12 protein-coding genes and 2 pseudogenes are annotated in these 12,937 nt (G+C 69.8%); 5 read left to right on the forward strand and 9 right to left on the reverse strand.

What is annotated here, in order from left to right:
• Positions 1-134 precede the first annotated feature (134 nt).
• The 4 genes from ACFYPM_RS31515 to ACFYPM_RS31530 are packed head-to-tail and all read right to left on the reverse strand — an operon-like array spanning position 135 to position 3,608.
• On the reverse strand, positions 135-791 hold the full coding sequence (locus tag ACFYPM_RS31515) for a response regulator (RefSeq protein WP_387204843.1): 657 nt from the start codon (positions 789-791) through the stop codon (positions 135-137).
• Positions 788-1,942, reverse strand: a complete 1,155-nt coding sequence (locus ACFYPM_RS31520; protein ID WP_387204846.1) for a sensor histidine kinase — start codon at positions 1,940-1,942, stop codon at positions 788-790. Before ACFYPM_RS31520 ends, ACFYPM_RS31515 begins: the two co-directional genes overlap by 4 nt.
• A 23-nt stretch (positions 1,943-1,965) precedes the next feature.
• Entirely contained in the window at positions 1,966-2,715 is a 750-nt protein-coding gene (locus ACFYPM_RS31525; RefSeq protein ID WP_387204849.1) for an ABC transporter permease, read from the reverse strand.
• Positions 2,712-3,608, reverse strand: coding sequence for an ABC transporter ATP-binding protein (locus ACFYPM_RS31530; RefSeq protein ID WP_387204852.1), 897 nt, complete (start codon positions 3,606-3,608; stop codon positions 2,712-2,714). Before ACFYPM_RS31530 ends, ACFYPM_RS31525 begins: the two co-directional genes overlap by 4 nt.
• Before the next feature lie 576 nt (positions 3,609-4,184).
• Between ACFYPM_RS31530 and ACFYPM_RS31535 the strand changes: the two genes are divergently transcribed.
• The 3 genes from ACFYPM_RS31535 to ACFYPM_RS31545 all read left to right on the forward strand — a co-directional run bounded on the left by ACFYPM_RS31535 (position 4,185) and on the right by ACFYPM_RS31545 (position 7,250).
• Positions 4,185-5,255, forward strand: a complete 1,071-nt coding sequence (locus ACFYPM_RS31535; protein WP_387204855.1) for an alpha/beta hydrolase family esterase — start codon at positions 4,185-4,187, stop codon at positions 5,253-5,255.
• Positions 5,256-5,400: 145 nt separating this feature from the next.
• Positions 5,401-6,333: a LysR family transcriptional regulator gene (locus ACFYPM_RS31540; protein ID WP_387204858.1), complete on the forward strand. Its 933-nt coding sequence runs from the start codon at positions 5,401-5,403 to the stop codon at positions 6,331-6,333.
• Entirely contained in the window at positions 6,330-7,250 is a 921-nt protein-coding gene (locus ACFYPM_RS31545) for a serine hydrolase (protein ID WP_387204861.1), read from the forward strand. Before ACFYPM_RS31540 ends, ACFYPM_RS31545 begins: the two co-directional genes overlap by 4 nt.
• Positions 7,251-7,523: 273 nt before the next feature.
• Here the strand turns inward: ACFYPM_RS31545 and ACFYPM_RS31550 are convergent.
• Together ACFYPM_RS31550 and bla are read right to left on the reverse strand one after the other, a co-directional pair.
• Positions 7,524-8,658 (reverse strand): annotated as a pseudogene (locus tag ACFYPM_RS31550) (transglycosylase domain-containing protein); the annotation flags it as partial.
• 69 nt (positions 8,659-8,727) lie between these two features.
• Entirely contained in the window at positions 8,728-9,636 is a 909-nt protein-coding gene (gene bla, locus ACFYPM_RS31555; protein WP_387204875.1) for a class A beta-lactamase, read from the reverse strand.
• Between the two features lie 257 nt (positions 9,637-9,893).
• Here bla and ACFYPM_RS31560 point away from each other — a divergent pair, with 257 nt between their 5' ends.
• Positions 9,894-10,022 (forward strand): hypothetical protein, encoded by a 129-nt coding sequence (locus ACFYPM_RS31560; protein ID WP_387204864.1) that lies wholly within the window; start codon positions 9,894-9,896, stop codon positions 10,020-10,022.
• A 3-nt stretch (positions 10,023-10,025) separates the two neighbouring features.
• Entirely contained in the window at positions 10,026-10,493 is a 468-nt protein-coding gene (locus tag ACFYPM_RS31565; protein ID WP_387204866.1) for a DICT sensory domain-containing protein, read from the forward strand.
• On the opposite strand, the pseudogene ACFYPM_RS31570 reads toward ACFYPM_RS31565, so the two are convergent.
• From ACFYPM_RS31570 to ACFYPM_RS31580, 3 genes and pseudogenes are all read right to left on the reverse strand, one after another.
• Positions 10,428-10,906, reverse strand: a pseudogene (locus ACFYPM_RS31570) (transposase); the annotation flags it as partial. The gene ACFYPM_RS31565 and the pseudogene ACFYPM_RS31570 overlap by 66 nt on opposite strands.
• A 150-nt stretch (positions 10,907-11,056) precedes the next feature.
• On the reverse strand, positions 11,057-12,334 hold the full coding sequence (locus ACFYPM_RS31575) for a sulfite oxidase (RefSeq protein ID WP_387204869.1): 1,278 nt from the start codon (positions 12,332-12,334) through the stop codon (positions 11,057-11,059).
• A gap of 423 nt (positions 12,335-12,757) precedes the next feature.
• A partial coding sequence (locus ACFYPM_RS31580) for an integrase core domain-containing protein (protein WP_387204872.1) occupies positions 12,758-12,937 on the reverse strand: 180 nt, incomplete at its 5' end.

Here is a 12,937-nt window from a genome sequence, read left to right on the forward strand (position 1 = left end):
GGCCGCCCAGGCACGGACCACACTTCCAGCAATTCCCTACTAAAGTCCTGCTGTGCCTTCTAGCAGACCAGATGGTCGGTAGGCTGTTTCCTGTCCATCGGCCAGCCCTGTCACTGAGTTGTCACGGTATCTGCTCAGGCGCGTGGTTCGACCAGGCCATTGTCGTACGCGAAGATGACTGCCTGAATTCGGTCCCGCGCTCCGATTTTGGCCAGGACGCGTCCGACATGCTTCTTCACCGTGGATTCGGTGAGGGTGAAGCGTTCGGCGATCTCGGTGTTCGTGGCGCCCCGACCGATCGCTTCGAGGACCTCTCGCTCTCGCTCGCTGAGGCTGCTCAGGCGGGGGTCCGCAGGTGTGGTTGGCGCCGGATCCTGGAGGTAGGCGTTCATCAGCTTGCGGGTCAGGCTGGGGGCTACCACTGAGTCTCCGCTCGCGACGGCGCGAATGCCGGCGATCAGTTCCTCGGGGCGCGCGTCTTTGAGCAGAAAGCCGCTCGCTCCGGCTCGCAGTCCCGCGTAGACGTATTCGTCCAAGTCGAAGGTGGTCAGCATGAGTACGTGGGTGCGGGAACCGGACGCGGTGATCCGGCGGGTGGCCTCGATGCCGTCCATACCGGGCATGCGCACGTCCATCAGCACCACGTCAGGGCGGGTCTGTTCCACCATCCGCACCGCTTCGGCGCCGCCCGAGGCCTCGCCGACCACGGTCATCTCGGGAGTGCCGTCGAGCAGCATCTTGAAACCCATCCGTTGCAACTGCTGGTCGTCTGCGATCAGCACGGTGGTCATGAGGGCTCCTTGAGGACTACGTCGACGAGCCAGCCCCGCTCGGCCGGGCCCGCGGTCACCACCCCGCCGTACAGGGCGGCGCGTTCCCGCATGCCGAGCAGGCCGTGGCTCGCAGCAGCGGGTTTGCCACGGCCGTTGTCGCGTACCTGTACCCGTACCTCGCCATCACAGGCAGCGAGAGTGACGTCCGCGGCCGCCCCGCGTCCCGCGTGCTTGAGGGTGTTGGTGAGCGCTTCCTGCACGATGCGGTAGACCGCGAGTTGCACGCCCCGGCCGAGGGTGTGCAGCTCGCCCGAGGTGGAGTAGGTGACTGGCAGCCCGGCCGCCCGCACGCTCGGCAGCAGCCGGTCGAGCTCGTCGATGCCGGGTTGCGGGCTCAACTGCGGATCGGCGTCTGCCTCGCGCAGCACGCCCAGTACCCGGCGCAGCTCGGACAACGCCTGCCGACCGGTGTCGCCGATCAACCGGAGCGGTTCGGCGCTCTGCTCGGCCCGCGAGGTCGCAACCGCGGCGCCGCCGTCGGCCAGGCCCACGATCACCGAGACGTGATGGCCGACGATGTCGTGCATCTCGCGGGCCACCCGGGCCCGCTCCTCGGCGACGGCGAGTCGGGCCCGCTGATCCCGCTCGACCTCGAGGCGGGCGGCGCGGTCCTCGAGGGCGATGAGGTACGCCCGGCGGGTGCGCACCGCGACGCCGGACGCGACGCCGGCCGCCTCTGTGCCGATCGACAGGAGCAGGGTGGTGAGGCGGTTCTCCATCACCGGGTTGACCAGGTAGATCTCGGTGACCAGCAGCGCGAGGGCGATCCCGGAGGCCCATGCCAGCGCCCGCCACGAACCGCGGGAGGCCACCCCGAACAGCATTACGAGCAGGATCACTCCGGCGCCGACGCGGGCGTCCAGCAGTCCCTCGATCAACTCGATGGTCGCGGTGGCCAGGAACGCCGGGTACGGGTACCGCCGCCGCCAGTAGAGCGGTGGCAACAGCACCAGGGTCGCGATGGTCGCCGACAGGGGATCCTCGATAAGGTTGGGGATGCTGAAGAGCACGATTGGCACGGCCACCAGGGTGTCCATGACCCACGGGTGGCGCCGGTCGAAGGCCCGCACCCGCGCCTGCCGGTCCACCAGCCATCCCTGCGTGCTCATCAGCCGATTCTCCCCTTACCCGCTCAGGCGTCGGTCATCTTGAGCCGGTACGCCGCCGCGGCGAGCGTCACGACCACGTACCCGGCGAAGACCGCGAGACCCGTCCAGGGCGCCAGGGTGCCCTCCGCCTGGGTCAGCGCCATCGCGGCGCTGCCGGCGTTGCTCGTCAGGTAGGGGGTGATGGCATCGGAGATCGAGTCCGGCAGCAGCGCGGCCAGACCGGGCACGATCAGCAGCAGACCGGCCAGGATCGCGATGGCTCCGGCGCTGGAGCGGACGAGCATGCCGAGCGCGACGCCGAGCACCGCGACCAGGCCCAGATAGAGGCCAGCACCGAGCAGGGCCCGCAGCACGCCGTCGTCGCCGAGGCTCAGGCCGCCGACCTTGTCGTTGAGCACGGCCGACCCCAGGGCGAAGGCGGCGAAGGCACCGGCGGTCATCGTGACAAAGGCCGTCGACCCCGCCACGAGGCTCTTCGACCACAGCACCGGCAACCGGCGCGGCACCGCGGCCAGGGTCGCCCGGATCATGCCGGTGGTGTATTCGCTCGCCCCCAGCAACGCGCCGAGCACGCCGACGGACAGGGCTGCCAGAAAACTGCCGGACAGGGCCAAGTCGATCGAGCTCAGGTTGTCGCCCGAGAAGGACGCCGAGGCGATCACGCCCAAGGCGATCAGAAGGACGACAGAGATGCCGGTCGTGATCCAGGTGGAGCGCAGGGAGGAGAACTTGGTCCATTCGGCGGCGACGACGCCACCAGGGGTGATCTTCATCGGGCGGCCTCGTATTCGACAGCGTCGCGGGTCAGGTCCATGAACGCCTCTTCGAGCGAGGCGTTCTGTGGGGTGAGTTCGAACAGTGGGATGCCGCGGGCGGCCGCGGCCAGCCCGATCTTGCGGGCGGAGGTGCCGACGACGAACAGTCCCTCGGCGCCGGTCGAGGTGACCGTGACGCCCGGGCCGGCGATCGTCGTGCGCAGCGCGTCGGGGGCGGCAGTGACGACCCGGACGCCCTCGGCGGTCACGAGGTCGGCCACGGTGGTGTCGGCGAGCAGTCTGCCCCGGCCGATGATGACCAGGTGGTCCGCGATCAGCGAGACCTCGCTCATCAGGTGCGAGGACAGCATCACGGTGCGGCCCTCGGCGGCCAGGCCGGTGAGCAGGTTGCGCACCCAGAGGACACCCTCGGGGTCGAGGCCGTTGACCGGCTCGTCGAGCATCACCACAGCCGGGTCACCGAGCAACGCGGCGGCGATGCCGAGCCGCTGACCCATGCCGAGGGAGAAGGTGCCGACCCGCTTGTGGGCGACGGCCGAGAGGCCGACCAGGCCGAGCACCTCGTCGACGCGCGAGCGAGAAATGCCGTGCGTGCGAGCCATGGTGAGAAGGTGGCTGACCGCCGTGCGGCCGGGGTGCATGGCCTTGGCCTCGAGCAGCGCGCCGATCTCGCGCAGCGGTGCCGTCGACGACGCGTACGGCCTGCCGTTGACCAGCACGTCGCCGGAGGTCGGCGCGTCGAGACCGACGATCATCCGCATGGTCGTCGACTTGCCGGCGCCGTTGGGGCCGAGGAATCCGGTGACCTGTCCGGGCTTCGCGGTGAACGACAGATGGTCGACGACCGTCTGCGCACCGTATCGCTTGGTTACTTCGCGTACCTGAATCATGCTCGCCACGCTAGTTTCGCGCAGCGCCGGGATCGTGGTACCGCAGTCGACACTTCCCGGCCGCCCGTGGTACCCAAGTACCATTGGCGCCCCTTCATCGGGGGCGGCCCACAGGGATGGTGCGCAAAGACAGCTTGGATCCGATGAAGCGCGGCGATCTCGCTCTCACCTTTCCAATATCCGCAGCTACCGGCCACGACCAGTGACACCACGTCACTGATAGTCGTGACATGGTTGCACTGACGGATGGTCGCGACCGCTGCTGTCATGATGGGTACACGTCCACCACACCGTCATCGAAGTAGAACGGCTGAACCTGACTACGGCGATTTCCGCGCCGTGCAGCACCTCCTTTCAGATGCCGCGTTATGCCGCGATCGCGGCCGGGACAGCAGGCGTCTCGCTGGAGCGTCCGGCCACCCTTCCGGTGCCGGCAACGAACGCGCTCGCGCCATCCGGGAGTCGATCCTGGGGAGCGCCTCCCCACCATTGGCGCGGACAGCGCCGTCGCGCGCACGCCCCACCGCCCCGACGGCGACCATCTGAGGCCCAACCCGTTGCGAAAGGATTGCCCGAATGACTGCCTCACCCTCCGCGTCTGATGCCGAACTCACGCCGTCCGCTCCCCCGCCCAGTCGACGGCGATGGCCACGGATCGTCACCGCTGCCCTCGTCGCCGTCGTGGTTGCCATCGGCGTCGGCACGACCGCTCTCCAGTTCGGCCTGCCATGGTGGATGCAGGAAGGGGACCGCAACCACGTGTACGAGAGCGACGCCGGTTCGCAGCGTTACCAGGTCCACCTTCCGCCTCAGCACGACGGAACGGCCCGGCTACCTGTCGTCATGGCGATCCACGGCTGCGCGATGACCGGCTACGGGTGGAACTCCATGAAGTCCACAACGCAGTTCAACAGCCTGGCCGATCGCGAAGGTTTCATCGTCGTCTACCCAACGCAACGCATCTTCCGCAGTGCGATCAACTGCTGGAACTCGACGGACCCCCGGGAGCAACACCGCCAGACCGGCGAACCCGCGCTGCTCGCCGGCGTCGCCCGCCAGGTCGTCGAGAAGTACGACGCGGATCCCGACCAGGTGCACGTGGCGGGCGCCTCGTCCGGAGCAGGGACGGCCGTGATCCTCGGCGCGACCTACCCCGACGTCTTTGCCACGGTGACCTCGGTCGCGGGCGGTGAGTACGGACTCGACCAGGTCGACCCGGACGACCCGGACGCGACGCCACCGCTGGACACGGCACGTCAGGCCTGGGCGCAGATGGGTAGCCGCGCCCGACAGGTGCCGCTGCTGGTCATCCAGGGCCAAGAGGACGAGGTCGTCCCACCCCTGGTCGCCACCCGACTCGTCGAACACTGGACCGGGGTGGGCGATCTCGTCGACGACGGGCTGCCCAACGACAGCCTCGACCAGACCGAGGAGACCGTGTCCGTGCCTGCCGCGGCGGGCCGCCACGCGTACGCGCACTCGATGATCAAGGCACCGAACGGCACGTCGATCGTGGAGGCATACCGCGTCCAGCGGATGGGGCACGCCTGGCCGGGTCCCGACGGTGACGGCAGGTACACCGATCACGCGGGTCCCGACGCCAGCGAGCTCGTCTGGGAGTTCGCCAAGCGCCACCCGATGAAGTGAGGACCACGTTGACGGGGGTTGGCAGACGTGGCCGCGATGGACTCCCACCACATCTCGACTTTCATCCGTCTCGAACCGCCGACGAAACGATGCCGATCGCGCTCTCTGCCGCCTTGTCCATGCGTTTCGGGTATAGGTTCGGTGGATGGATCTAGTCGCCGCCTGTCAGGCCTTCGTCGCCGTCAGCGGCCGCGGCAGCTTCACCTCCGGCGCCCTCGCGGCGGGAATTCCCCAGTCGGTCGCCAGCCGCCGCATTGCCGCCCTTGAGGAGCACTTCGGGGCGCGGCTGTTCGACCGGACGTCCCGCGCGGTCCGGTTGACCCCGTTCGGGCAGGACATGCTGCCGACGGCACGACGCCTGGTCGACCTCGCCGACGCCATGGCCGACGACGCCGAGCGGGCCCGGTTGCGGCCGCTGCGGGTCGCCGTACCCGAGATCTGTCCGCCGCACCGCCTCGCAGCCCTGGTGGTCGCGGCACGACGGCAGCGGATCCACCTTGAGGTACGGCCGGCCGGTCCGCAGGAGCGCGAACGGCTCTGCCAGACACTTGAGGTCGGCACGGGGATCGTGGCGGTTCCGGAAGGGGCGGCACCCTGGCGGGTGCCGCTCGGGCTGGCCGCCCGGACTCCCTTCCCGGCGGCGACGGTGTTCCTGGAGACGCTGCGCAGCGGCCGAGCCCGTACGCAGGCACGTCGGCGGATCCTGATCCAGCCTGAGGACGACGTCGCGCACCTGCGGGACCCGCTGACCCGCGCCGGCCAGTCGGCCGGCCTGGCACCTGCTCAGGTATCGGTCGTGCCGTCCCTCGTCGACGCCGCAGCAGCGGCCCTCGGCTCCCCCGACCTGCTGCTCTGCTCTCGCCAGCAGGCCGAGGACTTCGCACTGCACTGGTGCCCCCTCGCCGGCCCGCGGCTGCTACGGGGTTACGACGTCGCCGCCGGCGTACCCGAGGACCTCGATTACCTCCGCACAGTCCTGTACGCGGACGTCGCACGATGCCTGGGCGCGACCACCGGCCACTCGGGTCCGGGCGGGGGTCGCGCACCCGGTGACCGCTCAACGGAGAGTCCGGAATGAGCGCCGCCGCCGTCGTGCGCAACGCGCGTGACCTGCTCGACGAGGCAGGACTACACGGTGGCTTCCTCGTCCGCAACCTCGACACCGGCCAGGAGATCGGCTTCGACGCCGACGCCCCGTACCCGGCGGCGTCGCTGCTCAAGGTGCCGCTGGCGGTCGCCGTCCTGGAGCGGGTCGTGCGCGGGGAACTCGACCTGGCGACGCCGGTCGACGTCGCGCCCGGTCGGATCGCCACCCCCGGCCCGACCGGGCTCAGCCGCTTCCGCCATCCTGCCCGGATCTCCGTGGACGACCTGCTCTACCTGAGCACCTCCATCAGCGACGGGGTCGCCGCCGACGCCCTGTTCGACCTCATCCCGCCGGCCGCGGTCGCCGCCGAGCTCCGGCGACTACGGATCGAGGGCATCGCCGTGCGGCACCGGGTCGGCGACCTCGCCGACACGCCGGCGGAACGCCTCGGGCCCGACAGCGTGCACCTGGCGCATTCCCTCGCCATCGGCGCGGCGACCCCCGGGCAGGGCCACTTAGTCGCCCAACTCGACGTCACCCGTGCCAATGCTGGGTCGGCACGGGCTTTCGTCGACCTGCTGCACGCCCTCTGGCGGCCCTCGACGATCCACGAGTTCGCGGCCGCCCGAGTACGCGCCCTGATGGCCGACAACCTGCACCGGCAGCGACTCGCTCCCGACTTCACCTCTGACGCGTCCCGCTGGTCGTCGAAGACCGGCACCCTGCTACACCTGCGCCACGAGGTAGGGGTGGTGGATCACGCCGACGGGCAGTCTTACGCGGTTGCCGCGTTCACCGCGTCCCGGGTGCCCGCCGTCGCGCAGCCCGGCAGCGAGGCGACGATGGCCCAGGTCGCCCGGGGCCTACACGATCACCTGCGGACGGGCACCCTGCCCTGGTGGAGTTAGCGCGCGCTGGCGGCCCGGGCTCGCCGCTCGTGCAGCCAGACCAGCACCACCATGGCGATGTTGACGGCATCGAGGACGTGCACGCCCCCTACCTCACCCGGCGAGGTCCGCCGGTGCGGGCAGGAAATCAATGCGCGGCATGCCGTGCATCGCCGCCGCCAGGCTCTCGTAGACCGGCGGGTTGATGCCGTCGAGCTGCTGGTGCCGCGCCTTCACGGTGGTCTGCGGCCAGTCCGGGTCGGTCATGATGCCGGCCACCGCGTACTGCTTCGTCATCGCGACCAGGGAGGCGTAGTTCTCCGCGTCGGTGGTGCCCGTCTTGCCGGCGACCGGAGCGTCGACGGCGGCCTGCACCTGCGCGGCCGTACGGCTGCCGCCGCACCGGCTGGTGGCAGAGTCGTCGCCCACGGGGCAGCGGGCGGCGCCGACGGCGGCGCGGGCCACATCGGTGGCGACGCGCTTCTCGCAGCGGGGTTTGGCGATGTCGAGCGTGCTGCCGTCCGGGCCGCGGATCTCCTGCACCGGAGTCGGCCCACCGGTTCTCCCGATCGACCCGGAACTGGATGCCGAGCCGCTGGGCCACGTCGACCACGTTCTCGGCGCCGACCTGCTGCTCAGCCTCCTTGGCGGTCTCGCCCTTGGCCCTGCGTACGGCCCGGTCGACGCCTGGGCGTCGAGGGTGCTGACCACCCGGTGGCCGCCGCCCTTGAGTCGCCGCTCCCGGTCGTACGGGGTGACGCCGAATTCCTCCTGAGACATCCACCAGCGGTCCGAAGTAGACCTGGCTGGCGGCGACGACGCCGTACGCGCCGTTGCCGAAGGAGGCGATGTTCAAGTACCGCTCGAGGATCTCGTCCTTGGCGTAGTCTTCCTCGACCTGGAGCGCGTAACGCACCTCGCGCAACTTGCGGGCGCTGGTGTCCTGCGTCGCCGCGACCACGTCGCCCGGGTGGTCCGCCGAGTACGCGAGGGCGAGCCGCACGTACTGCATCGTCAGCGTCGAGGCGCCCTGCCGGTCCTGGGCGCCGGAGGAGTTGTTGACGAAGGCGCGGGCGATGCCGGCGAGCTCGACCCCGTTGTGCCGGTAGAAGTCGTGGTCCTCGACGGCGATGATCGCCTTACGCATCACCGGTGCCACGTCGGTCAGTTGCACGTCGCGACGGTTCTCGTCGTACACGGTGGCCAGCGGGGTCTGCCGTCGGCGGCGAGCAGGTAGCTGATCTGCGGCGCGCGGGCCACCGTCAACTCACTCGGCAACGCGCCGAACGCCTCCGCGCCGGACTTCACCCCCAGGCCCGACATGGCCACCGCGGGGAAGGCCACCGCCGCGACCACCCACGCCGGCCAACAGGCCACAGGCGAGCAGCGACGCGGTGTTGGTCAGGATTCTTTGATCACGCTTACGCATTCTGGTCAACCTCGATCCACATCATGCAGCCAACTGGCGGTGCCACCCCTTGTGCGGGTCGGCACACCGTCACCACCTGGCGATCACGACCTCGGTCGCCCGGGCGATCAGGGCGTTGTCGTAACCGGCGTCCTGCTGGTCGCGGCTGGACAGCACCGCGAGGACGATCGGCGCACGGTCCGGCGGCCAGATCACCGCGATGTCGTTGCGGGTGCCGTAGCCGCCGGCACCGGTCTTGTCCCCCACGACCCAGCCGTCAGGCACACCGGCGCGGATCAGCTCACCGCCGGTGGTGTTGCCTCGCAGCCAGCCGGTGAGCACGTCGCGGTCCGCCGGTTCGAGGGCGTCGCCGACGGCGTACGCCCGCAGATCCTGGGCCAGGGCCCGCGGGGTGCTGGTGTCCCGCCGGTCGCCCGGCCTCGCCTCGTTGAGCGCGGTTTCGTAGCGCGCCGGATCGGTGACCCTGTCGCCGACTCCCCGCAGTTCCTTCTCGAACCGCTGCGGTCCGCCGAGCTGGCGCAGGAGCAGGTTGCCGGCGGTGTTGTCGCTGTAGCGCACGGCGGCGTCGGCGATGGCGCGCAGCGTCATTCCGTCGGCGACGTGCTGCTCCGTGATCGGCGAGTAGGTCACCAGGTCATCCGCCGAGTACCGCACGACCCGGTCCAGCTCGGCGTCGGTGGTCTCGTCGAGAACCTCGGCGGCGGCCAACGCCTTGAACGTCGAGGTGAAGGCGAACCGCTCGTCGGCTCGGTACTGCACCGTGCGACCAGTGCCGGTGTCGACCGCGTAGACCCCCAGCCGCGCGTCGAACTCCTCCTCCAAATGCCGGAACTCGTGGTCGCGGTCGGCGCCGGATGACGTGGTCGCCGTCATCGGACGATCAGGCGTCGGCTGTTCGGCGGCACCGACGGGGCCGCATGCGGCAAGGGACACCGCTGCCACCGCGGTCACCAGGCGGTGTGTCGCAAAAACCATGATCGCTCCTCGTGGGTGCCGTGGCCCCGGCGCCGGAGAGCGCCGATCGGGCAGGACTCGACCCTGGCAGCGATCCGGCATGGCGTCGAAGACAGAAGTGGCGGTGTTCATGCCGATCGGGCATCGCCGCCGCGGTGCGGGCAACTCCCGGTCGAGGTCAGGTCGGCGGTGCCGGGGGCAGCTCGCCAACCGAACAGGTCGTGGCGCCGGACACCGCGTCCACAACAGCGGCAGCGCCGTGAGGCGGTTAGGCTCGGCCGGTGCTGCAGAGTGGACGCTTCCCGGAGCGGTTGACCAAGCGCAGCCTCGTCGCTGTCTCGCACGCGATCGAGCGGGCGGCCCTGGCGCCCGCCGAGGACGGGCCCTTGGTGGTCGTGGCGCTTTTTTAGCGGATGCCGTACTTCGAACGGGAGAGCGTGCTCTACCAGCGCATCGCGGCGACCGCGGCGGTCACCGTGATCGGGATGGTTGGTCCCACCCCGCCCGCGCTGCCGCAGGGGACGTACGGCGTGCTGCTGGACGCGGCGGAGCCGCTGGCCCGGGAGTGGTCGGTACTGGTGCTCACGCCGCGGTTCGGTGCGGCGCTGGTGGCCCATGACCGGATGGAGGTGGAGCCCACGGCGGCGACGCTCGAGGCCGGGCGGCTCTTCGACGGCGGGTGGAGCTTTCGGCGGGACGACGCGCTGCACGAGATGGTCCGGTCGCGCGGGCAACTCGGTGACCGGCTGCCCCGGGCCGCGCTGCTGGTGCTCGACGACGTGCTGGGCCGAACCCGTGAGCTGCCGGCGACGCCTGGCGAGACACGAGGTGAGGCGGCGGAGCATGCCGCCGAGGGCGGCCCATCGGATCGTGGCTTCTAACGTTGCGCGGTGGGTTTCGTAGTCGCGGGCCAGGCGGCGGTGGGCGGTGATCCAGGCCAGGGTCCGTTCCACGACCCAGCGGCGCGGGTGCACGACGAACCCTCGTTGGTCGGCGGGTTTGCGGACGATCTCGACGGTGGTGCGCAGAGGTCGCAGGCCCAGTCGACGAGGCGGCCGGCGAAGCCGGAGTCGGCGAAGACGTGCCGGATCGGCGTCGTCGGCGCCCTTCACGCTCTGCGAGTCGATGATGCCCGCCGTCGGCTCCGGGTCACGGCCGTGAGCCACCCGGATCTGCTCGCGTAGTTCGGTCAGGATCCGCTCGGTCACACCCCGGTCGTGCAGGCGGGTGAAGCGCGCGTGCACGGTCTGCCACGGCGGGAAGTCGACCGGCACAACCGCCAGACGCAACCAGCCGAACCACCTATCGTCATCCCCGCGCCAGCCAGCAGCAGGTAACCTCCGCCATCAGTGAGGGGGGACGATGTTACACCGCCGCGATCTCCCAGATGAAAAAGAACGCGTACGGCAGAATTGTCAACGTCACGAATCGAAGTAGCTGGGGTTCAGACGATCGTGACGGGATGCGCCACCACCGCACCGAACAGGTAGCCCAACGTGTTGTAGGTCGCCTGCGCCGGTTGGGTGGCGCCGGTGACATCGGTGGCTCGGGCGGATAACGAGTACGCACCCGGTCCGTCCGGACGCCATGGATACGCCCACCGCTGCCAGCCGGCGGTCTCGCTCCGACCCACTGCACGGGCCCGGCGCCAGGTGATACCACCGTCGGTGCTTACTTCGACGTGGCGGATGTGGCCGTTACCCGACCACGACCGCCCCCGCAGGACATGTGTTTGGCCGGCCGGAAGGGACGCGTTCCACGGCAACTCGAACGCGCTCTTGACAACTTGACGGTCGATCAGCTCGCCGTCGGCCGGATGATTGGGGCCGAAGAGCCGGTAGAACTGGGTATTCCACGGGGAGAACAGCGGCGACGCCGACACCTCGATGCGACCCACCCACTTGATGGAGGCGATCCCGATCCACGACGGCACGACCAGCCGTACCGGGAACCCATGATCGGGCAGCAGGGGCCGGCCGTTCATCTCATACGCAAGCAGCACATCATCGAGCGCCTTGGCGATCGGCAACGGCCGGCGCACCGGACCCAGGTTGATCCCGCCGGAGACGAAATCGGGATCGAGCCCCTCCGGTTGCACGTCGACCGCAGCGCGGGTCAGCCCCGCCCGGCGCAGCACCGTGGCCAGGCGGACCCCGCGCCAGCGAGCCACCCCAATGGCCCCCATCCCCCAAGCCGTGCCCGATACGCTCTGGCCCTGCTGCTTGGTAAAGAAGGTCCGCCCATTGCCGGCGCACTCTACGAACGCGGTGATCGACTCCGCCGGCAGACGATGCAGGTCGGCGAAGCTGAACTCCACCGGCGCCTGCTCCGTCGGGCTGCCCCGCAGGCCGGTACCGAAGAGCCGCAGTCGCCATGCCTCCGCGTCGACAACCGGGGTACGCGTATGGTTGCGGACGAAGAACCGGTCGACCGGCACCAAATCGCCTGCACCGACCATTGCTTCCCAGCGCATCTCGGCGTTAGTGCCGAAAACCGTGAACAACTCCGGCGGCAACGGCTTGAGGATTGGTCCGGCCGGCGTCTCGGCCACCCCCGGCCGGGCGGCGGCGAGTGCGCCTGCCCCGGCCCCGAGCGACAGGCCAGCGACGAGGCGAGCCAGGTCACGCCGGGTAAAGCGCGCGTCCGTTGCCAAGCCGGCACGCCACTGCAGCAGCCGGGCACGGTCATAGTCGCGTTCGTCAAGCGCTTCGTGTTCAACCATGGCCGACTCCCCTGCCCTACCCATTTAACCAACAGGCTATCTAGGATTAGGTAGTGAGTCGAGGACGGTCGCGCGACGATCATGACCACGCGCCCCTGACGCCGGTTCCGCACGCTCACAGACTTCCGTTCCCTGCGAAGTGACCGCCGTTCACCTGCCACAGTGCTCCGTCACCCACCATGGACAGATCCAGCAGACCTGCTTCGTCCCATCCCATCGAGTTCCGCGCGCCCCACGAGGACGCCGGCTGATCCGCTCACGCCGCGGCCAGGTCGTGAACGGACAGGTACACGCCATGCTTTCGGAATGCAGCCGGGGCCCATGCCAGGGCGTCGGCCCGGTGAATGGCCAGTTCGGCCGGGCACCATGCCCGGCGCAGCACACGTGCGTCGACCCATGCGGGCGGAGCAAGATCTGCCTGAGCTAGCTGTACTGCCCAAGGAGGTTGGTTAAGCGGGTGATGGGTGGGCGTTTGCCGATCGCGGTGTGGGGCCTGTGGTGGTTGTATTCGTGTAGCCAGGCGGGTAGGGCGTTTCGGCGGGCCGACTCGCTGGAGTACATCCGTTTGAATGCCCAGCCCTGGGCCATGGTGCGGTGGAAGCG

It is taken from the genome of Micromonospora sp. NPDC005203, assembly GCF_042872705.1.
Taxonomy (GTDB): domain Bacteria; phylum Actinomycetota; class Actinomycetes; order Mycobacteriales; family Micromonosporaceae; genus Micromonospora.

Coding starts and splice junctions, on each gene's coding strand:
- ACFYPM_RS31515 (WP_387204843.1), bottom strand. CDS start 791: ATGACCACCGTGCTGATCGCAGACGACCAGCAGTTGCAACGGATGGGT.
- ACFYPM_RS31520 (WP_387204846.1), bottom strand. CDS start 1,942: ATGAGCACGCAGGGATGGCTGGTGGACCGGCAGGCGCGGGTGCGGGCC.
- ACFYPM_RS31525 (WP_387204849.1), bottom strand. CDS start 2,715: ATGAAGATCACCCCTGGTGGCGTCGTCGCCGCCGAATGGACCAAGTTC.
- ACFYPM_RS31530 (WP_387204852.1), bottom strand. CDS start 3,608: ATGATTCAGGTACGCGAAGTAACCAAGCGATACGGTGCGCAGACGGTC.
- ACFYPM_RS31535 (WP_387204855.1), top strand. CDS start 4,185: ATGACTGCCTCACCCTCCGCGTCTGATGCCGAACTCACGCCGTCCGCT.
- ACFYPM_RS31540 (WP_387204858.1), top strand. CDS start 5,401: ATGGATCTAGTCGCCGCCTGTCAGGCCTTCGTCGCCGTCAGCGGCCGC.
- ACFYPM_RS31545 (WP_387204861.1), top strand. CDS start 6,330: ATGAGCGCCGCCGCCGTCGTGCGCAACGCGCGTGACCTGCTCGACGAG.
- ACFYPM_RS31565 (WP_387204866.1), top strand. CDS start 10,026: ATGCCGTACTTCGAACGGGAGAGCGTGCTCTACCAGCGCATCGCGGCG.
- ACFYPM_RS31575 (WP_387204869.1), bottom strand. CDS start 12,334: ATGGTTGAACACGAAGCGCTTGACGAACGCGACTATGACCGTGCCCGG.